The organism is Halomonas sp. BL6, assembly GCF_006228115.1.
Lineage (GTDB): Bacteria > Pseudomonadota > Gammaproteobacteria > Pseudomonadales > Halomonadaceae > Vreelandella > Vreelandella piezotolerans.
Genome location: NZ_VDGL01000003.1, coordinates 409,465 through 432,754, shown reverse-complemented (window position 1 = coordinate 432,754; position 23,290 = coordinate 409,465). Strand labels below are relative to the sequence as shown.

Annotated in this window: 25 protein-coding genes; 7 read left to right on the top strand and 18 right to left on the bottom strand. The window is 58.9% G+C overall.

The features are described from left to right. Positions 1-19: 19 nt before the first annotated feature. Positions 20-1,234, bottom strand: coding sequence for an aspartate aminotransferase family protein (locus FHJ80_RS08715; RefSeq protein WP_139526614.1), 1,215 nt, complete (start codon positions 1,232-1,234; stop codon positions 20-22). Between the two features lie 218 nt (positions 1,235-1,452). On the opposite strand from FHJ80_RS08715, the gene FHJ80_RS08710 reads away from it, so the two are divergent. Continuing rightward, the gene (locus FHJ80_RS08710; protein ID WP_139526613.1) at positions 1,453-2,247 is read left to right on the top strand and encodes an SDR family NAD(P)-dependent oxidoreductase; all 795 of its coding nucleotides are present in this window, start codon (positions 1,453-1,455) and stop codon (positions 2,245-2,247) included. A 4-nt stretch (positions 2,248-2,251) separates the two neighbouring features. Here the strand turns inward: FHJ80_RS08710 and FHJ80_RS08705 are convergent, their stop codons facing one another. The 4 genes from FHJ80_RS08705 to fabV form a co-directional block, all read right to left on the bottom strand. Then, positions 2,252-3,223 carry a GlxA family transcriptional regulator gene (locus FHJ80_RS08705; RefSeq protein WP_176558231.1) on the bottom strand — a complete coding sequence of 324 codons (972 nt, stop codon included), beginning with the start codon at positions 3,221-3,223 and terminating at the stop codon, positions 2,252-2,254. Between the two features lie 155 nt (positions 3,224-3,378). Then, positions 3,379-4,233, bottom strand: coding sequence for a PRC-barrel domain-containing protein (locus FHJ80_RS08700; protein WP_139526612.1), 855 nt, complete (start codon positions 4,231-4,233; stop codon positions 3,379-3,381). A gap of 308 nt (positions 4,234-4,541) precedes the next feature. Further along, entirely contained in the window at positions 4,542-4,757 is a 216-nt protein-coding gene (locus FHJ80_RS08695; protein WP_139526611.1) for a hypothetical protein, read from the bottom strand. A gap of 67 nt (positions 4,758-4,824) precedes the next feature. Next, positions 4,825-6,030 (bottom strand): enoyl-ACP reductase FabV, encoded by a 1,206-nt coding sequence (gene fabV, locus FHJ80_RS08690; protein ID WP_139526610.1) that lies wholly within the window; start codon positions 6,028-6,030, stop codon positions 4,825-4,827. Between the two features lie 161 nt (positions 6,031-6,191). Between fabV and FHJ80_RS08685 the strand changes: the two genes are divergently transcribed. Continuing rightward, complete coding sequence (locus tag FHJ80_RS08685; protein ID WP_139526609.1) at positions 6,192-6,575, top strand: hypothetical protein; 384 nt, start codon at positions 6,192-6,194, stop codon at positions 6,573-6,575. A 2-nt stretch (positions 6,576-6,577) separates the two neighbouring features. On the opposite strand, the gene FHJ80_RS08680 is transcribed toward FHJ80_RS08685, so the two are convergent. Together FHJ80_RS08680 and FHJ80_RS08675 are read right to left on the bottom strand one after the other, a co-directional pair. Continuing rightward, positions 6,578-7,063 (bottom strand): glutathione peroxidase, encoded by a 486-nt coding sequence (locus FHJ80_RS08680; protein ID WP_139526608.1) that lies wholly within the window; start codon positions 7,061-7,063, stop codon positions 6,578-6,580. A 76-nt stretch (positions 7,064-7,139) separates the two neighbouring features. Beyond that, the gene (locus tag FHJ80_RS08675) at positions 7,140-7,757 is read right to left on the bottom strand and encodes a LysE family translocator (protein WP_139526607.1); all 618 of its coding nucleotides are present in this window, start codon (positions 7,755-7,757) and stop codon (positions 7,140-7,142) included. A gap of 239 nt (positions 7,758-7,996) precedes the next feature. Here FHJ80_RS08675 and FHJ80_RS08670 point away from each other — a divergent pair, with 239 nt between their 5' ends. Beyond that, positions 7,997-8,728 (top strand): YebC/PmpR family DNA-binding transcriptional regulator, encoded by a 732-nt coding sequence (locus FHJ80_RS08670; RefSeq protein WP_139526911.1) that lies wholly within the window; start codon positions 7,997-7,999, stop codon positions 8,726-8,728. A gap of 4 nt (positions 8,729-8,732) precedes the next feature. Here FHJ80_RS08670 and FHJ80_RS08665 read toward each other — a convergent pair whose 3' ends face one another. From FHJ80_RS08665 to FHJ80_RS08655, 3 genes are read right to left on the bottom strand one after another with little or no spacing between them, the layout of a single operon-like run. Further along, a complete protein-coding gene (locus tag FHJ80_RS08665) occupies positions 8,733-9,488 on the bottom strand; it encodes a DUF429 domain-containing protein (protein WP_176558230.1) in 756 nt (251 codons plus the stop codon). Next, positions 9,488-10,318 (bottom strand): mechanosensitive ion channel family protein, encoded by an 831-nt coding sequence (locus tag FHJ80_RS08660; protein WP_139526606.1) that lies wholly within the window; start codon positions 10,316-10,318, stop codon positions 9,488-9,490. The genes FHJ80_RS08665 and FHJ80_RS08660 overlap by 1 nt, the downstream gene beginning before the upstream one ends. A gap of 9 nt (positions 10,319-10,327) precedes the next feature. After that, positions 10,328-11,506, bottom strand: coding sequence for a hypothetical protein (locus FHJ80_RS08655; protein WP_139526605.1), 1,179 nt, complete (start codon positions 11,504-11,506; stop codon positions 10,328-10,330). Between the two features lie 137 nt (positions 11,507-11,643). On the opposite strand from FHJ80_RS08655, the gene FHJ80_RS08650 reads away from it, so the two are divergent. Beyond that, positions 11,644-11,910, top strand: coding sequence for a hypothetical protein (locus FHJ80_RS08650; RefSeq protein ID WP_139526604.1), 267 nt, complete (start codon positions 11,644-11,646; stop codon positions 11,908-11,910). Positions 11,911-12,031: 121 nt separating this feature from the next. On the opposite strand, the gene FHJ80_RS08645 is transcribed toward FHJ80_RS08650, so the two are convergent. The 6 genes from FHJ80_RS08645 to ybaK all read right to left on the bottom strand — a co-directional run bounded on the left by FHJ80_RS08645 (position 12,032) and on the right by ybaK (position 19,063). Next, on the bottom strand, positions 12,032-13,039 hold the full coding sequence (locus FHJ80_RS08645) for an NAD(P)-dependent alcohol dehydrogenase (RefSeq protein ID WP_139526603.1): 1,008 nt from the start codon (positions 13,037-13,039) through the stop codon (positions 12,032-12,034). 45 nt (positions 13,040-13,084) lie between these two features. Continuing rightward, positions 13,085-14,977, bottom strand: a complete 1,893-nt coding sequence (locus FHJ80_RS08640; RefSeq protein ID WP_139526602.1) for an ABC transporter ATP-binding protein — start codon at positions 14,975-14,977, stop codon at positions 13,085-13,087. Positions 14,978-15,045: 68 nt separating this feature from the next. Then, complete coding sequence (locus FHJ80_RS08635) at positions 15,046-16,089, bottom strand: AbrB family transcriptional regulator (protein WP_139526601.1); 1,044 nt, start codon at positions 16,087-16,089, stop codon at positions 15,046-15,048. Positions 16,090-16,188: 99 nt separating this feature from the next. Continuing rightward, complete coding sequence (locus tag FHJ80_RS08630) at positions 16,189-17,046, bottom strand: PA4780 family RIO1-like protein kinase (protein ID WP_139526600.1); 858 nt, start codon at positions 17,044-17,046, stop codon at positions 16,189-16,191. 48 nt (positions 17,047-17,094) lie between these two features. Further along, a complete protein-coding gene (gene dbpA, locus FHJ80_RS08625; protein WP_139526599.1) occupies positions 17,095-18,486 on the bottom strand; it encodes an ATP-dependent RNA helicase DbpA in 1,392 nt (463 codons plus the stop codon). A gap of 109 nt (positions 18,487-18,595) precedes the next feature. Beyond that, positions 18,596-19,063, bottom strand: coding sequence for a Cys-tRNA(Pro) deacylase (gene ybaK / locus FHJ80_RS08620; protein WP_139526598.1), 468 nt, complete (start codon positions 19,061-19,063; stop codon positions 18,596-18,598). Positions 19,064-19,170: 107 nt separating this feature from the next. On the opposite strand from ybaK, the gene FHJ80_RS08615 reads away from it, so the two are divergent. Next, positions 19,171-19,359 (top strand): DUF3008 family protein, encoded by a 189-nt coding sequence (locus FHJ80_RS08615; RefSeq protein WP_139526597.1) that lies wholly within the window; start codon positions 19,171-19,173, stop codon positions 19,357-19,359. Positions 19,360-19,416: 57 nt separating this feature from the next. Here the strand turns inward: FHJ80_RS08615 and FHJ80_RS08610 are convergent, their stop codons facing one another. Beyond that, positions 19,417-19,686: a hypothetical protein gene (locus tag FHJ80_RS08610; RefSeq protein WP_139526596.1), complete on the bottom strand. Its 270-nt coding sequence runs from the start codon at positions 19,684-19,686 to the stop codon at positions 19,417-19,419. Positions 19,687-19,790: 104 nt separating this feature from the next. Further along, entirely contained in the window at positions 19,791-20,654 is an 864-nt protein-coding gene (locus FHJ80_RS08605) for a cation diffusion facilitator family transporter (RefSeq protein ID WP_139526595.1), read from the bottom strand. A gap of 125 nt (positions 20,655-20,779) precedes the next feature. Between FHJ80_RS08605 and FHJ80_RS08600 the strand changes: the two genes are divergently transcribed. Both FHJ80_RS08600 and FHJ80_RS08595 read left to right on the top strand, forming a co-directional pair. After that, entirely contained in the window at positions 20,780-21,649 is an 870-nt protein-coding gene (locus FHJ80_RS08600) for a LysR family transcriptional regulator (RefSeq protein ID WP_139526594.1), read from the top strand. Between the two features lie 211 nt (positions 21,650-21,860). After that, complete coding sequence (locus FHJ80_RS08595) at positions 21,861-23,270, top strand: PhoH family protein (protein WP_139526593.1); 1,410 nt, start codon at positions 21,861-21,863, stop codon at positions 23,268-23,270. Positions 23,271-23,290 lie beyond the last annotated feature (20 nt).

Below are 23,290 nucleotides of genomic sequence, written 5' to 3'. Positions count from 1 at the left end.
TGTGTGACTTGCGCCTGACTCATGCGCTAGCGACAAGTCGCTCGATGGCACGCTCGAGACGCGCCATGCCCTCGGCGATGTCTTCCTCGGGAATCACCAGCGAGGGCGCCATACGCAGCACGTTGGGGCCTGCAATCAGCGCCATCACGCCCTCTTCGATCGCCAACGGCAGAATATCTTTGGCGCGGCCTTCGAAAGCGTCCGACATCTGGGCCCCCATCAGCATGCCCATGCCGCGGATCTCTTTGAAAACGCCGTGTTTGCGGTTGATGGTTTCCAGATGCTCGCGGAACAGATCGTGACGATGTTTGACCCCCTGCAGCACCTCGGGCGTATCGATGAACTCGACCGCCGCCAGCGCCACCGCAGAGGCCAGCGCGTTGCCGCCGTAGGTAGAGCCGTGGGTACCGATGGCCAGCGACTTGGCAATGGCATCGGTGGTCAGCGTGGCGCCAATCGGGAAGCCGCCACCCAGCGATTTGGCGCTGGTGAGTATGTCTGGCGTGATGCCAAAATTTTTATAAGCATACAGCTCGCCGCTACGGCCAACACCGGTTTGCACTTCATCGAAAATCAGCAGCGCATTGTGCTCGTCACACAGATCGCGCAGGCCCTGCAAGAATTCCTGAGTGGCGGGTACGATGCCGCCTTCGCCCTGCATCGGCTCGACCATGATGGCGCAGGTATCGTCGCCCACGAGCTTGCGCACGCTCTCCAGGTCGTTGAAGTTGGCGTGCAGAATGCCGCCCGGTACTGGGCCAAAGCCTTGGGAGTACTTGGGCTGGCCGCCGACACTGACGGTAAAGAAGGTGCGGCCATGGAACGATTGGTAGAACGAGATGATTTTGTCTTTGTGCTCACCGTAGTGGTCGACCGCCCAGCGGCGGGCCAGCTTTAATGCGGCTTCGTTGGCTTCACCGCCAGAGGAGCACAGGAACACTTTATCGGCGAACGTGCGCTCGGTGAGAGTTTTGGCCAGCTTTAACGCCGGTTCGTTGGTGAATACGTTGGAAAGATGCCAAAGCTTTTCGCCCTGCTCTTTTAACGCGTTGACCAGCACCGGATGGCAGTGACCCAGGGAGTTCACCGCAATACCGCCAGCGAAATCGATGTACTCGCGGCCTTCTTGGTCCCACAAGCGGCTGCCTTCACCACGTACCGGAATAATCTGCTGCGGCGCGTAGTTGGGCGCCATGTAGTGGTCGAAGTCTTGACGGTTCGGGGTGTGGCTCATGGAACGATACCTCCAGTGGAGTAAACAGTGGATTCAGTATACGGGGGGCAATGGGCGCCCTGCTTTCAGTATTGGGACGGTAAATTACGAATAGCGACGTGCGCCTGCCGTTGATCGTATCACCTTGAAGAATGGCCGAAGCCCCCCATAGTGAGTAAAGGGTAATGACCCGCGCTTTATGGCGCAGTACGGATATTTTTGACCCAAGGAGCGTAATCATGAAGATCGATCTGAGCGGCAAACGTGCCATTATCACGGGATCCACCGCTGGTATCGGCTATGCCATTGCAGAAGGATTGGCTCACGCAGGGGCCGACATCGTCATTACTGGGCGAACGCAGCAACGGCTGGATGACGCCATCGAGGCGGTCAAAAAGCGCTACCCACAAGCTCGCGTCACCGGGGTGGCTGCCGATTTGGGTACTGCAGAAGGGTGTCAGACGTTGATCGACCAGCAGCCCGATACCGACATCCTCATTAACAATGTCGGGATATTCGGCCCGCAAGACTTTTTCGACGTGGATGACGCCACTTGGCAACAGTTTTTCGATGTTAACATCATGAGCGCCGTTCGCTTGTCACGCCATTACGCCAAAGGCATGCGCGAGCGCGATTGGGGACGCATTCAGTTCGTATCAAGCGAATCTGGTATCAACATTCCCAGCGAAATGGTCCACTACGGAATGACGAAGTCTGCATTGCTGTCCATTTCACGCGGCCTGGCGAAAGTATTGAGCGGCTCTCAGGTGACGGTCAATGCCATTCTGCCAGGGCCCACACGCTCGGAGGGTGTATTGAACATGCTCAGCGATATCGCTCAGCAAGAGGGCACCTCACAACAGGATGTCGAAGCGCGTTTCGTTCGAGAGAACCGTCCGTCGTCGATCATTCAGCGTTTGGCCACTCCTGAAGAAGTCGCCCATATGAGCGTCTATGCTGCTTCGCCCCAGGCAAGTGCCACGACCGGCGCCGCACTGCGTGTCGAGGGCGGCATTGTGGACACCCTGACATAGTGCGTTACCCAAGACGCTCTTCTCGGGGCGTCATGCCAAAGTGGTGGCGATAAGCCGTCGAGAAGTGTGCACCCGACGAAAATCCGGTGGCAAAGGCAATCTCGCCCACCGCCCGGTCGCTCTCACGCAGCTGCTTGCGTGCTTCCTGTAAACGTAAATCCAGGTAGTAGCGACTGGGCACTGCCTGTAAGTACTTCTTGAATAGCCGCTCTAACTGCCGCCTGGAAATTCCCAGATGCTCAGAGAGTTCCAACGTCGAGAGCGGCTCTTCGATATTGGCCTCCATCAGCGTCACCGCATCCACGAGACTTTGTGGCGCATGCCCCAAACGGCTGCGCAAAGGTACGTGCTGGCGCTCATCGGCCAGTCGAATACGGTCGCAGACGAACTGTTCGGAGACCTGCTCGGCCAAGCGCGGACCGTGATGCTTACCAATCAGCGTAAGCATCATGTCCATCGCGGCGGTGCCGCCTGCGCAGGTCAGGCGGTCGCGATCGATTTCGAACAGCTGCTGTGAGAGTGTGACTTGAGGGTACGCCTGGGCAAAGGCGTCAAAACGCTGCCAAGGAAGCGTCGCGCGGTAGCCCTCCAGCAGACCACAACGGGCCAATACTTCGGTGCCGCCCGCCAGCCCCCCAAAGGCGACGCCTCGCCCTTGGTGACTACGCAGCCACTCATTCAGCTTTGCGGGTAGTGCGTAGGGAAGTGGCGTCGGTGCACATATGAAAAGCAGATCCATCGGCCCAAGGGGTGCGCTCAGCGTGTGCTGCGCCAGGAGCGAAAGCTGCGCGCCGCTGCGCACGGGCTCGTCATCCAAACTGAGGGTCACGGTATGATAGAGCATGTGACCGCTAAGCTGATTGGCCATCTGTAGCGGTTCGATAGCGCTGGCGTGAGCCAACAGAGAAAACCCGGGAAGCAACACAAACGCCACCCGCCTGCGGTGGCTAGGTGGCGTTAACGTATTGGAATGCATGTGACTTCGCTATGCTGCCTATCGCGCTGCATGAAAACCGCCGCTGGCTAACTGGGTCGTGGGTGTAAACGACATCTTACCCAATTGTGCCAATGAAGGCAGCGCCTGCTGTCGCTATCTAAAAAAAGGCGTCGCAGGGGTGTAGCGAAGTCACGTTAGGCATTCTCTTCGGCGTCTGAGAGCGCCGTCTGGTTATCGATGATTTGGTAATCGCTTTCGCGATATTCGTCCGCAGAGGCCTCGATCTCCTCGCTACCATAATCGGTATTGACGACCAGTTGGTCCTCTTCACGCTGCATCTCTTTGACGGGAAGCGCGACATCACTTGCACCAAAACCCCAAAAACCGCCAATCGCGACAATCGCGAATAGCTCACCGCTCTCTTGATGACGCGCAATGTGCTGGATGTCACCCACTTCGTCTCCCTGCTGGTTAACGACGGTCATGCCCTCCAGATCACGTGCGCGCTCCGACATCAGCGAATGACCCTGCTCGTCCTGCTGAACGTCTTCTCGCACTACTTGTTGGCTTTGATTTTGGTTTTGCTGAGCTGACTGCTGTGAGCCATCACGCTCGTCCTCGGCCCGGTTTACCTCTACCTCAGCATTATCGGCCTGCTCGATGGAGACATCGGGCTCGCCCTGCTGCTCGACCGTCACGTTCGGCTCTGCTTCTTCGACCGTCACGTCTGGTTCCGGCTGCTCGATGGTCACTTCAGGTTTAGGCTGCTCGATAGTGACATCGGGCTTGGACTGCTCCACTTTGATGTTGGGAGACTCCTGCTGAACCTGCACGTCCGCTGGCGCTTGATCGACCGTGACGTCCATCGTTTCGCTGCCATCTTGGGTCTGGCCATCTCGACGCTGCTGCTCGGCCACCTCGTTCTGTCGCTGTTGCGACATGTCCCTGGCGGTTGATGGGTCTGTTTGGTCATCATTTTGTGCCAAGGCGACGCCTGAGAAGCTGGCACATACCATTCCAATGGCGACTGCGAGTGCTGTCCGTTTCATACCTTTGCTCCTTTCGCTGAAGTACCTAATTTCCTAAAGCACTTTTCCCAAAGCACTTCTGTACTGAAGTACACTTTGCAAACTAGTGAACCAGCGCGCATAAATGCAAAGCGAAAAGGCAAAAATCGACAACGTTGTACTTAAATTAACGGTCTTTTAGCAGGAAATAGGCGCAAAAGATTACAAACATCAAATTGACATGTTTACTCTGGGTATTTCTCAGCGCGCCACGCCAGGGGCTCAAACGCAAATCGCCGGGCCATGTAGCCCGGCGATGTCTTTTACAATATCTCACAATAGCGTAGCCGTTAGCCGCCGCTATTGCCCAACCCCAACAGCACGATACCCGCGACGATGATACCCATCACCACGATGACCAATGGCAGCATCTTATGGAGACCATTGGCGGGTTTTCTCGCTTCGGGCTGCTGCTGGGGTTGCGAGGTTTCGAAGTCCTCGGGGACGCGTTCGCTCAGCACGTGCTCTTTCTCTTCTTCCGGGGTTTTGCTTTCTCGGGTATCCATACAGCACCTCATCCAGTCCGGTCGATGATTCATAGCGCGTCGGCGTGCGCTGCCCGTCGCGCTGCGCTTATAACGTTACGACATCGAACTCGACCTCGGGGTTCACATCGGCATCGTAGTCCACGTCGTCACGCTCGAAGCCAAACAGCTTCAAAAACTCATGCTTATAACCAGCATAGTCGGTAATGTCGAAGAGGTTGTCCGTCGTGACTTCCGGCCAGAGGTCTTGGCAGGCTTTTTGAACGTCCTCGCGCAGCTCCCAGTCGTCCAACCGCAAGCGCCCCTGATCGTCAGTGACCATGTCGCCCGGCTCACCGGAATAAAGACGCTCGCCGAACAGGCGGTTCAACTGGTCGATGGTGCCTTCGTGCAGGCCCTGCTCTTTCATGATGCGGTAAACCATGGCGATATACAGCGGCATCACCGGGATCGCAGCACTGGCCTGAGTGACCACGGACTTCAGAACGGCGACGTTGGCACCGCCCCCGCTCTCTTTGAGTTTGGCATCGATGGCCGCAGCCGCGCGATCCAGGTCCTCTTTGGCTTTACCCAGAGCACCGTGCCAGTAAATCGGCCACGTGATTTCGGTACCGATATAGCTAAACGCCACGCTGCGCGCGCCTTTGGCCAACACGCCCGCATCATCTAGCGCACTCATCCAAAGTTCCCAATCTTCGCCACCCATGACGGTAATGGTGTCGTCGATCTCCTCCTGAGTCGCCGGTTCTACTTCGGCTTCGATGATAGCGTCCTTGTTGGTGTCGATCGCCGTGGCGCGGTAAGTCTCGCCAATCGGCTTCAGGCTAGAGCGCTTCAGCTCGCCGCTGTCGGGCAGCTTGCGCACTGGGGAGGCCAGCGAGTAGACCACGAGATCGATTTCGCCCATATCCTGCTTGATCAGCTCGATGGCTTTGTCGCGCGCTTCATGGGAGAACGCGTCACCGTTGATGGATTTGCTGTACAGGCCTTCCTGCTTGGCAAACTTGTCGAACGCGGCGCTGTTGTACCAGCCTGCGGTGCCCGGCTTCTTCTCGGTGCCCGGCTTTTCGAAAAACACGCCCAAGGTATCGGCGCCGTAACCAAAGGCGGCGGTGATACGTGCCGCTAGGCCGTAGCCGCTAGAGGCACCGATTACGAGCACTTTCTTCGGGCCTTGGCGTTTATCCAAACCACGGGCGCGGGTCGCCTCGATTTGCTCGAGCACGTTCTGCTCGCAGCCTTTCGGATGGGTGGTGGTGCAGATAAAGCCGCGCACTTTCGGTTTAATGATCACGTTGGACCCCTTCATCAGATGAGTATCGCATTCGGCACGGCGGGTGCCGAGTTACCAATGAGGGTATTCTAGCGGTCTCGGCGCGCCCTGTCCGCTCTTGAGCTTATCCGCCATTCGGGGCACGATAGCGCCCTGCCCACCACTTGCCGACGGGATCTTGGATGAATGCACAGCAGCTAGTCGATGAGCGAGGCGATTTATGGCTGGCCCTTGCCCCTCTCTGGCTCGATCGTGAGCCCAGCGAGCGCGACTACGCCCATATGATCGAAGTGATCGAGCAGCACGCGATGTCACTCAAGGAGCTGGAATGGGTGCTGCGCCTGGAGCTAGCACCCGTCATGTCACGTCACCAGCTTTCCGTCGCCAGCGAGTGGCGAAAGTTCGACGATTACAAGCTGATGAAGCAGCTCGTGAACCACAACATGAAACTCACTGGTTGGCGGCGCAAAAGCTGGGCGCTCTTTTCGGGGCTGACGACCATGATGGTACGCCACCGTTGGAACGAACTGATGCAGCGTCTCATGGTCTTTCGCGGGGACGTCTAGGCCTACTCTTTGTCGAGGGCAGCCTCGAGGGCCAAACGTAGCGTGAGACCGCGATCCCTAGGACCAAAACGAGCAATTACTTTGCCATCTCGGCCAACGAGGAACTTGGTAAAGTTCCACTTTACGGCCTTGGTACCCAATACCCCCGGCGCTTCTTGCTTGAGCTGTGCGAACAGCGGGTGGGCATCGGCGCCGTTGACCTTCACTTTCTCCATGAGCGGGAAACTCACGCCAAACTGCTGCTCTCCGAAGGCACAAAATGCCTCGGCGCTCTCTGGTGACTGGCGGCCAAACTGGTTACAGGGGAAGCCCAACACGGTAAATCCACGATCCCGGTAACGCTGGTACAGCCCCTCGAGCTCTTTCAACTGCGGCGTAAAACCGCACTGGCTGGCCACATTGACCACCAATAATACCTGCCCACGCAAAGCGCGCAGATTGAAGGGCTTACCTTGATGGGTATAACAATCCTGCTCGTAAATCGTCATCGCCAGGCCTCTAAAATGCCTTTGCCAGCATACGCTTTACCTTGCCACGGCAACGTTGGCGACACCAGCCTCGTGATCAAAGGATCGGCCCCGCCGCCACCCGCAGCGCCAGCGCGATCAGCAATACGCCAGTCATCCGATTGATCCAGTGCGCGTGGCGTTGCAGCCAGGGCAATACCCGTGAGTGAGACAGCCCAACGGCGACCAGCACGTACCAGCCACCATCGATGATAATCGCCGTGGCCACGATGATCGCCTTGGCAAGCAAGGACATCTCCGGCGTCACGAACTGGCTCAATAGCGCGACGAAAAAGATGATCAGCTTGGGATTGCCCAGGGCCACCAGTACGGCTTCCTTGGCGGCTTGCTGCGGCGTCGTGGCCACGGCACTCGGCGAGAGCGCACCGCTACGGCCAGCGCGCAGCGCCTTGATACCCAGCCACGCCAAATACGCCGCGCCGCACCATGTAATCAACTGAAACAATTCGGGAAAACGCACCACCAGCGCGCCTAACCCCAATACCGTCAGCAGCGCGTAGACCCCAACGCCGAAGGCGTGAAAAATAGCCGCCGTGATGCCTGGCACGCGGCCACCGCCCAAGGTATGACGCAGCACCAACGCCAAGCTCGGCCCGGGCGACATGGCCCCCATCGCACAAATAGCGGCCAATGAAAGCCATAGTGTCAGCGGCATGGTCTCCTCCCTGAAGAATTCGTGGAACACTCGATGAGCCGCCAGTATACGCCAGACAGAAGAGGTATAGCGCCTATCTTGATCTTAGCGGTCGTCGTAACGTCTCGACGCAACGCATTAACGTCTCGCACGCTTAAATAACGCTGTTAGCATGGTACGCTGTTGGGTAGAATTTTCTCCTTTTTGAACACGATGACGCCTGCCATGCAGGCGTTTCATGGCTAATGAAGGACTTCAATATGGGTAGGGCGTTTCAAAACCGTAAGGAATCCATGGCCAAAACGGCCGCTGCGAAAACCAAGGTTTACAGCAAGTATGGACGTGAAATTTACGTCTGTGCCAAAGCGGGCGGTACGGATCCCAATGGCAACCTTGCGCTGCGCGGTTTGATGGAGCGCGCCAAGAAAGACCAGGTGCCCTCTCACGTGATCGACAAGGCCCTGGATAAAGCCAGCGGCGCAGGCGGTGAGGATTTTTCACCGGCGCGCTACGAAGGCTTTGGCCCTGGCAACGCCATGGTGATCGTCGACTGCCTGACCGACAATCCCAACCGTACCTTTGGCGATGTGCGCGGCTGCTTCACCAAAACCAAAAGCAAGATCGGCACGCCAGGCAGCGTCAGCCACATGTTCGACCACTGCGCTATTTTCTCCTTCAACGGCAGTGATGAAGAAGCCGTCCTAGAGGCGCTAATGGAAGCCGACGTGGATGTGACCGATATCGAGCAGGAAGAAGGTCGTATTACGGTGTTTGCTCCCCATACCGATTACGCCAAAGCCAAGCAGGCCTTGCTGGATGCGTTCGGCGAGATCGACTTCGAGGTCGACGAGATTCAGTTCCTGCCGCAAACCACCACGCCCATCGAAGGCGATGACGTGGCGATGTTCGAGAAATTTCTCAATATGCTCAACGAGCTGGACGACGTACAGAACGTCTTCCATAACGCGGAGCTACCGGAAGAGAGCGCTTGAGCCGTTAGGCGCTTAACGCATCTTTGGGTACGAAGATCCACCCTTCCGCCGCTGGCATCTCTGCTGGCGGCCAAGCCACACACCCTTTGGCATGCTCCAAGCTCCACGCCAGTAGTGCACAGTGCCAGGCATCCTGGATATCCTGCTGCTTCGGCGTTGGTTGATGAAGCATGGCGTGCAGCCCTTCAGTCATGCACACGCGCCGACGCAGCGCTGCAAATTCAGCCGATCGTTTAGCGGGCGATGGATACCCCTCCACCGCACACAGCTCGCCCCCCTTCGATTGCCACTGCCCGCAGGCCGCGACGTGTGGGGCAAAGCGAGCTAGAAAGTGCATGCCTTTCGTGGCTTGACTGCCGATCATGTCTTTGATGGGAGACAGCGGCGTGATCCCCCGAGCGAACAGCCAGCGCTCGGTTTCCCGATACAGGTAAGGATTTTCTTGGGAGCGGCCCAGTTTATCCACCGCCTCTCCACGTGCGAGCGCTAGGAGCGCCTGAGGGAGTGCCAACGGCGTATCGATGGCCATGATCACCCGCTCATCGCCGCTGGCCACGTGCTGGCAAAGCGCCAGCAGCCGATGGATCACATCACGACTCGAGGTCGCCTCGTTCAGCGTCTCACGGAGGTTGCCTCGCCAAGGCGTGCCGATCACATGGAGTGCGTCATCCAACACCACCAACGCATCGCGGCTGGCGGGATTGTGGTCGCAATTCCAACCGCCCACGTCCCACCCAATATAGAGCGTCGAAGCCGTCATTATCGACTTTCCGCACCGTGGGCATCGAGCGCTGCATCCGGGGGCAAGAGCGCGGGCGTGACGCCTGCCTCGCTCAGCACCGCCTTGCCACGCACCGTCAAATCGGTGATGAAGAGAAATTGCTGACGCGGATCCACCGGATACGCGCGGATGCGATAGTGAGTGCCCCAAGGTTTTTCTTCGGCCACCACGATGATCGGTTCATCGAATTTTAAATAAGCGCTGGTCAGCGCCACGTCACGAAGCGCCTTGCGTACCCAGCCCGCCTCGTGCTCGGGGTGAAGATAAAAACTCGCCACGCACTGCAGGCTAGTGCCACCATTATTGGCGTTGTAAATCGCGGTGTCCCAGAGCTTCAAATGCGGCACGGCGACCAGATCGTCATCAGGAGTTTGTACTTCTACCGTACGCATGCCCACGTGTTTCACTTCACCATAAGTGTCTTCGATCCGGACCCAGTCCCCTGGGCGGTATGGCAACTCGACCGCTGAGACGACGCCAGCAATCAGGCTACTCACATAATCTTTCATCGCAAAACCAATGGCCAAGCCAATGGCACCTAGCAGCGTCACCATATTACGCAACGACGGCTCGACGATGATCGGCACAGCGATGGCCAGTGCCACGATGAGGATGATCAGGCGGGTTAGCGGTACCAACGCAAAGACGCGAAAGCGCACCTGACCATGCAGCCGATTGGCCAGCCAGTTGAGACCGCGCTGGCTGGCAATGATCAATACGATGGCACTGCCCACCACAATGCCTAGCGTGATTAGCGCTTGGCTATCGAGCTCATTAAATAACTTGGCATACTGCCCTTGATCGTCCATCGACGCTCCTTAAAGCGGATCTACCAAATAATTACGCGACGCCAGCAATTGTCGTACGCTGGCGTAGCACAGCGGCGCCACCTGCCAACGCCCCTCCTGACCGCTCAGAATGCCGCGTTGCGCCAAGGAGAATCGTGCGTTCAACGCTTCATGATCGGAAAACGGCAGCACGTACCTCAACGCTTGGTCATCGAGCCCGCCGTGTATGAGCAGCGTATGAAGCAGCAGGGTAGCGACGTCGCCGGTATCCGCCGGTAGCTCGGCATCGGCCAACGCATCAAGGAGCCACAGCTCTTGCATGTCGCTGCGCGTCTCTTGGCCGTCATCCGATGCATTCTCCTCCGATGGCTCTCGCAGCCGCTCGCGCCAGTAGTGCCAGGCAATGCCCAAATGTCCGCGACAGTGCGCGGCCAATCGCTGCAGTTCGCTGTAAACCGCCTTATCGTCGCTTTCGCTCGTGAGCACCGGCCTCCCCGTGCGTGTGCTGTACACCGTTGGGCACACCTGCACCGTTCGATCCACGTGGTGGGCAAAATAGTGGGCCAGCTGCTCACCTTCGAGCCCTTGGAGGGTGAGCACCGGCACGCCCTCAAGGCCTACGGCGTGCTGTAAGTAGGCATACGTCCAGCTATCGCAGCCAATCACGCTCTGCCCCATTCGGCCGCTCAGGGAGCGCTCGACCAGCTCACGCACGCCCTGCAAGCCGTTGGTGTGACGCAGAAAGTGGCGCTCGAGGGCGGGGATGGCCCAGCGCTTGCGCGGGGCTACATGATCGAGCCATACGGTACTTCCCTCGAGCAGCTCGGGAAGCGTAGGAGGAGTAAGGCACTCCACGCTTCGCTGCGCGGCCCAGTGCCGCACCACTGCTGCATGTCCACCATGAGGTGGCGAAACGAACATCACCATGGGCGCTTCATCATAGGCTTGCAGTGACTGGGCCAAACCACGCGCGGCGGGTGTCCAGTCGATACTGGGCGCCCAGTGGGCCAATTTGACCTCCGGCAGCGCGCGTAGCTCGCTCTCTCGTTTGGCTTGGCGTTCGGAAGCTTCGCGGCCAACCATCCAAGTGGTAGCTGCTCGAAAGCTGCGCCGCCACTGGCTTGCCTGGGTGCGTTCAGGGGTGTGAAAGCTATCCAATGACACTACTTTCCATGGCGATAACGCCGCGTTCGTTGAGCTCTGCGCCATCGTCTGCCTCGGTTAGGTAAAGTAGATTAAGGTTAGCATGCCTGAGACTCCTCCCAAGGGGCCAGTCGAACTTATCGTCTAGAATAAAGTCGTTATTGCCAAGTAACTCACTTTTGAGCGATGCGCAGGAGGCAACGATGAGCGTGGTGAATGTCACGATGGCTGAACTACACGAGAAGCTTGCGAAGTGCATTGCAGGCGAGCGGGTGCTCATTGAGCAGGAGGGCAATCGATTCAGCGGCCGCATCCAACATGTGGGTGTCATGGGGGTGAAGATCATCCCCGAAACCGTCATCAAAAACAGTACCGGCGACCCTGGGGACGTGGATGGCGTCACCGTACCCTATGACGATATCTGGGAGTTGGAAGTCAAAGGCGTGGTCTACAGTCGGTTAGGAGAGTAATGTCTCTGCCCTTGTACGACCTTCCTCCGGCTGGCCAATAAAAAAGCGCGTCCGCCCATGGCAGACGCGCTTTTCTCACTCTTTACGCAACGTGCATTTTACGCAAAGTGCATCGCGTCGCTCAGAACGTCAGGCAAATTTTACCAAAGTGCTTGCCCGATTCTTGATGACGAAACGCCTCGGCAATCTCGCTAAGCGGGAACTCACGATCGATGATCGGTTTCAAATTCGCCGCTTCGATCGCGTCGATCATCTCGATCTGGTGGCGACGGCTACCGACGATCAAACCCTGCAGCTTGGCCTGCTTGGCCATGAGTTTGGCAGTGGGAATGTCTCCCTCGCGGCCGGTCAGCACGCCAATCAGCGAAATGTGTCCACCAATTTTCACGGCGTCGATGGATTGCGGCAGCGTACCGGGGCCGCCTACCTCGACGACGTGATCCACGCCTTTGCCGTCGGTCAACGCTTTGACCGCTTTTCCCCACTCGGGTGTCTCGCGGTAGTTGATGGTGTGCTCCGCGCCTAAAGCGCGCAGGCGCTCCAGCTTCTCATTGGAAGAGGAGGTCGCGATCACTCGAGCCCCCATCAGCTTGGCGAACTGCAGTGCAAAGATCGACACTCCGCCGGTACCCAGTACCAGCACGGTATCGCCCGCTTTCAAGCCGCCGTCCACCACCAGCGCGCGCCAAGCGGTCAATCCCGCAGTGGTCAGCGTGGCGGATTCTGCATGGCTGTAGCCGATCGGCTGGCGAGTGAACCATGTGGCCGGTCGAATTACCTGCTCCCGGGCATAGCCATCGACGCCATCACCGGGGGTAGTGGTGAAGTCGCCTACCCGTGCCGGGCCTTCCAGCCAGTAGGGAAAGAACGTCGAGACGACCGCGTCGCCCACGGCAAACTCCTCAACGCCTTCGCCCACGGCCTCCACCACGCCCGCGCCGTCGGACATCGGGATGCGCTTGTCGTCGGTGGGGATCATCCCCGCCACCACCGCGTAGTCGTGAAAGTTCAGCGAGCTGGCGTGCAGGCGCACTTTGATCTCGCCAGGGCCAGGCTCGCCGGGCGCGGCCGTGTCGACGACGTTCAATTTATCTAAACCGCCGGGTTGTTGAAGCTCAATCGTTTGCATCTCTACCTCCTGTTGAAGCGCCTTCACTAGGCGACCGGTCTAGTCTCAAATAAGGGCGTTGTTATCAGGATCAAGGTCGTTACCCAAAAAGCCGCCCGACTGCCGCTGCCAAAGACCGGCATAGATACCATTGCGGGCGAGCAATTCCTGATGGGTGCCGCTCTCCACCATGCGCCCTTCGTCCACCACGATCAAACGATCCAGCATGGCGATGGTAGAGAGCCGGTGGGCAATGGCGATGACCGTTTTGCCCTCCATCAACGCATCCAATTGCTCTTGAATCGCCGCCTCGACTTCGGAATCCAGCGCCGAAGTGGCTTCGTCCAACACCAGAATCGGGGCGTCCTTGAGCAGCACTCGGGCAATGGCAATGCGCTGGCGCTGACCGCCGGAGAGTTTGACGCCCCGCTCTCCCACGTGGGCATCCAGACCACGCCGACCTTTGGGATCGACCAGATCATTGATGAACGTGTCGGCATGGGCGCGGCACACCGCCTGCCAGACGTCCTCATCGCTGGCGTTAGGGCTGCCGTAGCGGATGTTGTCCCGCAGCGAGCGGTGCAACAGCGAGGTATCTTGGGTCACCATGCCGATCTGGTGGCGTAGCGAGGTTTGGGAGACCTCGGCGATGTTTTGACCATCGATCAGAATGCGTCCGCCCTGCAGGTCGTAAAAGCGCAGCAGCAGGTTTGCCAGGGTCGATTTCCCGGCCCCAGAGCGGCCAATCAGGCCAATTTTCTCGCCGGGCTTGATGGTCAGGCTCAGACCATCGAACACGTTTTTGCTCTCCCCTTTTGCCTGGGCATATTGGAAACGCAACGCGTCGAAGACGATCTCGCCGTTGGGCACGCACAATGCTTTGGCATTAGGAGCATCTTTGACAGTCGGTTCCTGGGCGATGGTGTTCATGCCATCCTGCACCGTGCCGATGTTTTCGAACAGCCCGGCCACTTCCCACAAAATCCAGTCGGACATGAAGCGAATCCGCATTACCAGGGCAATGGCAATGGCCAGTACGCCCAACGAGATCGCCTCCATGTACCAGGCGGCGATGGCCATGCCGGCGGTGCCGACCAATAGTAGCGTGTTGAGTAGCGTCAAGCAGACGCTCATCACGGTCACCAGCCGCATCTGGCGATGCACGGTAGTCATGAAGCCTTCCATGGCATCTTTGGCATAGCGCTCTTCGCGCTGGGTATCGGCAAACAGCTTGATGGTTTGGATGTTGCTGTAGCTATCCACCACGCGACCGGTCATTTGCGCACGCGCATCCGCCTGGGCCATGGAAACGTCCCGCAGACGCGGTACGAAAAAACGCATGATGCCCAAATAGCCGACCAGCCAAAGCCCCAGCGGCAGCAGCAGCCATGGGTCGGCGCGGCCCAGCAAGATGGCCGCCCCGGTAAAATAGACGATGGCGTACACCAGTAGATCCATCACTTTGGTGACGGTTTCCCGCACGGCCAGCGCGGTTTGCATCACTTTTTGCGATACCCGCCCGGCAAACTCATCCTGATAAAATGCCAGGCTCTGGCTGAGCATATGGCGATGCGATAGCCAGCGGCCAATCATCGGGTAATTGCCGAAAATGCTCTGATGCGTCACCAGCGACTGCAGCAACACCAGCAGCGGCAATCCCACCACCACCAACACCGCCACACCCGCCAGCCAGAGACCGTGGCTCGACCAAAAGTCGGCGCGCTCGACGCCGCCCAGCCAATCCACCAAATCCCCCATGTAGCTAAAGAACACGACCTCGGCGGCGGACACCACCGCCGTGATCAGCGACATCACCAGCAGCCACGGCCATACCGGGCGGGAAAAGTGCCAAATGAACGGCAACAGCCCTTTGGGCGGTGTGGTGACCTCACCCTCTGGGTAGGGGTTGACGCGCGCCTCGAAAAAGCGGAACAGCGGCGAGAGCAAACGTGACAGCATGGACATTCCTTACAAGACGCAATAAAAGAAAGGACGGCGTAAGAACGCTTAGAAGCATGATCGCGACGTCAAGCGTCAGGATGATGACGCATGAGCCAACGGGCCCAAAAAGGAGCGACGACCATGAGTGTGACCATGCGCAGCAGGTGATGAAACGCCACGAACACCGGGTCGATGTTGAGCGCGACGGCGAGTATCGCCATTTCACCAATGCCGCCTGGGGCCAGCGCCAAGAGCGCCACATCGCGCCCTACCCCCACGGTTTGGTGGATGAGTTCGGCAAACAGTGCCAGAACCACCAGCGCAAGCAACGTCGCCACCCCCGATTGCCAAAGATAGCGCCCGAGTAGCCGCCGCGTCATACCTTGAAAGCGCGAGCCGATGGCGCTACCTAGCACCCAGAGCATCACGTTCATACCCCAGCTTGGCAGGGCGAGACTCGCCATATCCAGCCCGGAGAGCAGCGCGGTGGCTAACAAGGGAGCGAGCAGCGCAGGGCTTGGCAGGCGCAACCACTTACCCAACGGAAGTAAAAGAGGGATGGTGAGCAGTAGCCAGCCATCCGTGAGTGACGACGCCGCCGGACCCAGCGTGCCCTCTCCGCCCTCGCAAGCCCAAAATAGCGGCGGTAGGAAAAGAATCACCAGCACGATACGTAGCGACTGTGCAATGGCAATGCGCTGCGGGTCGCCGCCGCACCGTTCACCGAGCAGGATCATCGCGGTCATGGCGCCCGGTGATGCGCCAAACCAGGCGCTGACGGGGTCGAAGCCGCAGCGGCGATACCAGGCAGACGCCACGGCGGTCGACGCGGCCACGCCTGCAAGCAGAAGCATGGCCGAGATGGGCCAATCAAGCACCCGCTGGGCCAGCTCAGGGGTGACCTGGCTGCCCAGTACCATGCCCATGACGGCTAGGAACACACTGCGCAGCGACTCGGGCACCGCTACGCTCAGCCCTCTGGCAGACACCAGCAAATTCGCCACTAGAGGGCCCAACATCCAGGCTAGCGGCAGCCCGGTCACATGAAACAGCGTGCCGCCTGCGGCGCCAACACCGAGTGATAAGACAAGCGCCTTGGCTCTCCCTGCACTGTAACGGCTGCCCTTCACACTCCCCTCCCATGATCTCTCAGGCGATGCGGTATGGCAGAGTCGTCTCGTTCAACTACTTACTCTGCTAATCGTTGCCTCAGTTTATCACTATTGGGGTCAATCCTCGTCGTCGTCATCGCGCAGGCGCGCTTGGCGCTCGGCCTCCTCCTCTTTGGCGTCGTCGATCACTTCCATCAGCTCGTCCACATTGGCAATGTGGTCATCGAACTCGAAGTGGCCGGTCAGCTGGCTATCGGGATGCAGCTTCCCCGCTTCATACAGCGCCCACATCTCTTTACCGTAATGGGTAGCGAGCAGCTCGGGCGCAAAACGGCCAAAATAGGCACGCATGTTGTTCACATCGCGCTCCAGCATGGCAGCAGCGCTGTTATTGCCCGCCGCATCCACCGCCTGAGGTAAATCGATGATGACCGGGCCATCGGCGTCGACGAGCACGTTGAATTCCGATAAATCACCGTGGATCAAGCCTGCACAGAGCATTCGCACCACGTCTTGGATCACTTTGGCGTGATAGCGCAGCGCCTGCTCTTCGGTCAGGGTGACCTCGTCCAAGCGCGGTGCCACATCCCCCTCTGCATCGGTGATCATCTCCATGAGCAGTACGCCATCCACGAAACCATAGGGCTTGGGCACACGCACCTCGGCCGCGGCCAAGCGGTACAACGCATCCACCTCGGCGGTCAGCCACGCCTGCTCCTGCTCTTTCTGGCCGTAGCGGGTCTTCTTGGCCATGGCGCGGGCGCGGCGGCTGTTGCGCTCTTTACGCCCTTCCTGGTACTGCACCGCCTGCTTGAAGCTACGCTGTTTGGCCTCTTTGAAGACTTTGGCACAGCGCGTGTCGTCGCCACAGCGCACTATGTACACCTGCGCTTCCTTGCCGCTCATCAACTGCATCAGCACCTCATCGATCAGGCCATCGTCGACCAGGGGCTGTAATCGTTTGGGTGTTTTCATAACTTGCTGCGAAGGCTCCTTATGATAGCGACCACGTCATTGGGATCGTTAATGGCGAATGCGTCGCACGCGGAAAGCGCGCCCTTTGAGTTTATCCCGCTCCAGCTTGGCCTGAGCTTTCTGGACAGCGCTGCGCGCCACCGCGACGTAAGCGCTTCGAGCCAACACCTTGATCTTACCCACCTGATCACCGCGCAGACCGCCTTCGCTGGTCAATGCGCCCAGAATGTCGCCAGGGCGCAGCTTATCTTTCTTGCCACCCGCCAACTGTAGCGTGGCCATGGGGGGCTCGAACGGCGAACCGTTGGTGGCTTTCGGCAGCGGCTCGGTCGCGAGCGGCTCGCCCAACAGCTCAGCGAGGCGTTCGAGTCGATAATCTTCTTGCGGTGTGACCAGGGTACAGGCGATACCGCTGGCTCCTGCGCGCCCCGTGCGGCCGACGCGATGAACGTGGACGTCCAGCTCGCGGGCGATTTGGTAATTGAAGACGGCGTCTAGTTGAGCAATGTCGAGCCCGCGGGCGGCCACATCGGTGGCGACCAAGATCGATGCGCTCTGATTGGCAAACAGCACCAGCAGCCGGTCGCGGTCTTTCTGCTCGAGATCGCCGTGCAGCGCGACGGCGCTAAATCCCGCATCGACCAAGCCATCGGCCACGGCCTGGGTTTCCCGCTTGGTATTACAGAACACCACGCTAGTGGTAGGACGCGTGGCGAGCAACAGCTCGATCAACGCAGCAAAACGGTCGTCCTCATGGGACACCCGGTAAAAGTGCTGCTCGATGGTCGTGGCATCGTGGGTCTCTGCCACCTTGACACTGACCGGGTCGCGCAGCATACCGCGCGTCATGGCTGCCAGCCCCTCCCGCTCGTCGGGAAACGTCGCGCTGAACAGCAGCGTTTGTCGGTCAGCGGGGGTATCGGCGATGATGTCGTCGATGGTGACCTGAAAGCCCATGTCCAGCATGCGGTCGGCTTCGTCCAGCACCAGCACGGCCAGCGACCCAAGCGTGAGCGAGCCTTTGCGCAAGTGCTCGTCCACCCGCCCCGGCGTGCCCACCACGATATGCGCACCGTGCTCCAGCGAGGCGAGCTGCGGCCCAAAGGGCGCGCCGCCACACAGTGTGAGTACTTTGACGTTGGGCATGCCCCGCGCCAGGCGTCGCAGCTCCTCGGCGACCTGATCCGCCAGTTCGCGGGTGGGGCACAGCACCAAGCCCTGTACGCTGAAGGCTTCTACACGCAGCTGTGACAACAGCGCCAAACCAAACGCGGCGGTTTTACCCGAGCCCGTTTTGGCCTGCGCCATCACATCGCGCCCCACCAGCATGGGCGGCAGGCTCTGCGCCTGAACGGGCGTCATGTCGTGATAGCCCAGAGAGTCGAGCGTGCTCAGCAGCGCGGGCGAGAGGGCAAGGGAGGCAAAAGAGGTATCTGACACAAAAAATTCCTGAAGGGGCGGCGGTGCCCAGCGATCCGATTGATGGAAGCACCATACCAGAAAGCGCCCTCTCCTGCTTTGCCAGGCACTTAACCCGATGCGTATCGTTCTATGCAGAGAGCGCTGCGAAACGGCCCTGGCTGAGTGCAGCGAGGTCCTCCGGCGAGAGTTCGATTTCTAACCCTCGCCGACCAGCACTCACGTAAAGCGTCGACCACGCTTGTGCCGAGGCATCAATGAACGTCGGCAGGCGCTTTTTCTGGCCTAGCGGGCTCACTCCTCCTAGCACGTAGCCGGTGATACGTTCGACGATATCCGGCGCGGCCATCGCGGCCTTTTTAGCGCCGGCCGCTTTGGCGATCTGCTTCAGCCCCAACTGGCTATTCACGGGGACGATACCCACGGCCAACTGCTTGCCATCCAAGCTAACGACGAGGGTTTTGAAGACCTGTTCGGCGGTAACGCCAAGTTTGTCGGCCGCTTCTAACCCGTAGGACGGGGCGGTGGCATCGTGCTGATATTCATGGAGCTGAAACGCAATACCTGCGTGCCTTGCGCTGTTGATTGCCGGTGTCATGGAGGTCTCTTAAGTTAAACGCGCCAGCCTATCTGAAAACATCACTTCCCACTGCTAGGCTTAATAGCGTGACCACCTCATGGAAGTCAACTGACAGGAGTCGTTAAATGAAAGCCACGTCGAAAGCCCAGCAAAAAGCCGCTGGCGCCGCCCTTTCCGCCAAACGCGGCGAGACCAAGCCCAGCGAGCTGTATGACGCCTCGAAAGAGATGTACGACTCGATGAGCGAAGAGGAATTGGAAGAGATGGCGGGTACCCAACGTAAAGGCAAACCGCAAAAGAAAGAGGACGATTGAGCGAGGCTGCGCCAGCGGCTTGCGCTGGCGCAGCTTTCGTGAGCCTATGTCAGCCAATTATTGGCAAGGCACCACGCGGCGCAGCGTATCTTTCGCCCACAGCGTTTGGCCATCGGGCGTGCGGCCATGTTCGTTCCAGCGCTCGGTGGTTTCCAGGCAGAACGAACCAGCGTTTTCGGTACGCGGATCCGCACTGACGGGGCGATCTCCGCCGATCCGCATGACGTCCGGATTTTCAGTGGTGTAACGTGGGGCAATGGTAGAACTTGCGCAGCCAGCCACCAAAGCGGTGACCAGCAGCACGGGCAAACAGCGGCGCAGTGGCATGTTTTTGCAACCCTCAAAAGTGCAGTGTTAAGCCGACACCCGTTGTCGGTAGCGCTTGATATCACCACACCTTCGATAGCGTCAACACTTTTTCAATGCACGCATTACGTGACCAGCGTAATGCTCGTCACCGGGCGTAAATTACGCAGCTTACAGTGCTGCTCGACGCTCTCGACGATCTCTTCCGCGTCATCGATTTGCTGCTTATCGAGCTGAATGTCGACCATCAGGAAGCTGCCTACCTGCGCAAGGCGTACATCGTCGTCGGCGATATCGAACTCCGCCACTTCTTGCACCACTTCCTGGCGCACGCTGCCGACCGGTTCGCCGAACATCAACTCGCGCAGCGCGCCTTTGACCATACGAATGGGCATGGGCAGGAAGTAACCGGCAATGATAAGAACCATCACCGGGTCCGCAAAACGCGCCAAGTGTGCCCAAGGCGAGAGGGTTAACCCCCAGGTAAGGGCAAAGCCCAGCATGACGGCGGCACTCAGCCAAGTATCCATTTGCCACTGGCGAAGCTCTGCAGCCAGTAGCGAGGACTTTGCCACCTTGGCGTAGCGGTTCAACCACCCCCAGGTGAGCAAACAGCCGCTCACGTTGACCACGCCAAACATCAGCGCCAAGTCCAGCGTGACCAAACGTCCTCCCTGCGCCAAGCTCCACAGAGCAGAGACCAGGGAGAACAGGCACACCAGCGCAATCACCACGCCTTTGAGCAGCACGGCCAGCGGCTCGACCGTCAGCCGCCCAAAGGGGTAGTGATCATCCGCCGGTTTGCGGGCCTGCTGAAGCGCAAACAGAGAGAGCGATGCCAGCACTAAACTTAATAGCGAATAGCCGCTATCGAAGAGGATCGTTATCGAGCCACTCGCAAGGCCCAAGGCAAGTCCGGTAAAGGCAAACAGACTAGCGGAGATGGCGGAAAATCTGAGCGCACGGCGCTCGGCGACAAAGGGGGTCACGCGGGTTGCTCCAGTAGAAGGGGAGATAAGAGCAAGCCATCATAGTGAGTAAAACAACGCTACACTAGTCGCTCAGCGCCAACTATATTGGCGCTCGAAAGCTTTTACTTTATGAGGTGGTTTGCATGCGCGCGGAACAGGTCCAAGCGTTCATCGATGTCACGGAGCACGGCTCGTTTGCCGCCGCCGCACGGCACACCGGCATGAAGCGCAGCACCCTGAGCGCCGCCGTCAATGCGCTGGAAGATAGCCTGGGCGTGGCACTCTTCGAGCGGTCGGGGAACAGCCTTCAGCTCACGGCCGTGGGGGAAAGCGTGCTACCCGACTGCTACCGCCTGCTGACCAGTGCCAACCGCATCAACAAGCACTGCCAGCAGCATTTGCAGGGGGTAGAGAGCCAGCTCTGCATCGCGCGGGACGACGCGCTGCCCGAAGCGTTTTGGCGACAGGTCATGCACGACCTGAAGCAGCGCTACCCGCTCACGGCCATTTCGGTATACCTGCTCCCACCTCAGGAGCACGCCCAGTTCGTGCTGCGCCAAACGGTAGATATTGCCTTTGGGCTGTATACCGCCGAAGGAGCCGCGGTGAATGCCAGCAACCTTGCCCCAGTGAGCATGAGTCTCGTGGCGGCACCTGGGCATCCACTCAGTCGCCTGCCCAACGTCACCAAAGATGATTTGGCACAGTACACCCAGGTATGCCTGACCTTCGACCAAGGCGACAAATTGGTGAGCGAGGCGCTGTTCTCCACCAACTATCTGGGCCTGACCATGTTCGAGGTGATTCGTGATGCGGTGATCAATGGCACCGGCTGGGCCTTGCTGCCCTACCCGCTCGTCAAAGACGCCTTGGCCAGCCACACTCTGTGTGCGCTCAATCACGACCTGCTGCTGGAAAGCCATTACTACCGTTACGTGGAAGGCGAGAGCCTCGGGGTGGTCGCCACGGCGCTGCTGACCAACGTCATCCGTTTCTTGGGTACCACACGCTGAGGCCCCCTCTCAGTCGGAAAGCCGAGCACGGCGCATGAGTAACGTTGAAATTTAGCAGTGGCGAAAAAAGCGATTGCCCACCACGCTGTAAAAAAAGCCATTGAAGGAGCCCAAAGGACACGCTAGAGAACCGACACAGGCACGTGTCATCTAAGCGTAAAGTGCATCTGCCAGTGTCGATGTTGCCGTCAACCAAGGAGTAGTTTCCGCGATGGTACGACTCGATAAGAAAGCGACTAGGCTGTATGTCCTAGACACGAATGTCCTGATCCACGACCCCGCCGCGCTCTACCATTTCGATGAGCATGATGTGGTCATCCCCATGACCGTGCTCGAAGAGCTGGACAAGCATAAGAATGGCATCCGCGAAATCGCCCGAACGGCACGGCAAATCAGCCGCACGCTGTCCGATCTCACCAGCCAGGTGACGTTCGACGAAATTCAGCAAGGTATCCCCATTCCCCGCATCAGCGGAGAGTCTGGCCGCCTACACTTTCTGTGCTACAACGATCTCAAGCCCTTCGACGCGTTAGACGATAGCCCCGACAACCGTATTCTGGCAGAAACCTGCCGGTTGCGTGACGAACGCCCGGATGCGTCGGTCATTCTCATCACGAAAGACATCAATCTGCGGGTAAAAGCCGCCGCGCTAAAAGTCCCGGTGGAGGATTACCTCAACGACCGCGCCTTCTCCGATAGCGATGCGATGATCGAAGGCGCGCAGGTGTATACCCAGGCAGGCCAGAATGGCGCATCGCTCTGGGAAGCGCTGAATGTCGATGTCACGGTCGAACGCGTGGATCATCACACCTTTTATCAACTAAGCGGCACTATGCCCCGCGACTGGCACGTGGGTATGCTAGTGTCCGACAGCGAAAACGGCGCCGAATTCGAAGCCATCGTGCGCGAGCTTTCCCCCAGCTCGGCGCGGCTGCAGCTGCTCACCAACTATCGCCACCACGCGGGCGTATGGGGCGTGCACGCCCACGACAGTCGCCAAAATTTTACCCTCAACCTACTGATGGACCCAGAGATCGATCTCGTCACCATTGCCGGTAACGCAGGCACCGGTAAAACCTTCATGACCCTTGCGGCTGCGTTTCAACAAACCCTGGATGCCAAACGTTTCGAGCGCATCGTCTTTACCCGCGCGCCGATTCCCATGGGCGAGGACATTGGCTTCTTGCCGGGCACCGAAGAGGAGAAAATGTCACCGTGGATGGGCGCCTTCCACGACAACATGGATAACCTGTTGCGCAACGACGAGGGGGAGTCGAGCTGGGACAACGGCGCCACGCGACAGCTGATAGGGTCGCGGGTACAAATCCGCTCGCCCAGCTTCATGCGCGGGCGCACCCTGAACGACACCTTTTTGATCATCGACGAGGCGCAAAACTTCACACCCAAGCAACTGAAATCGCTGGTCACCCGCGCCGGGCGCAACACCAAAATCGTTTGCCTGGGCAACGTCGGGCAGATCGACACGCCCTACCTGACCGCCAACACCTGCGGCATGGCCGCTGTGGTCGAACGGTTCCGAGACTGGCCCCACGCTGGGCATATCACTCTAAAAAGCGTCGAGCGCTCCCGCTTGGCACTGGCCGCCGAGGAGCTGCTGTAGCGCTCTTTCCCCCGAACGTC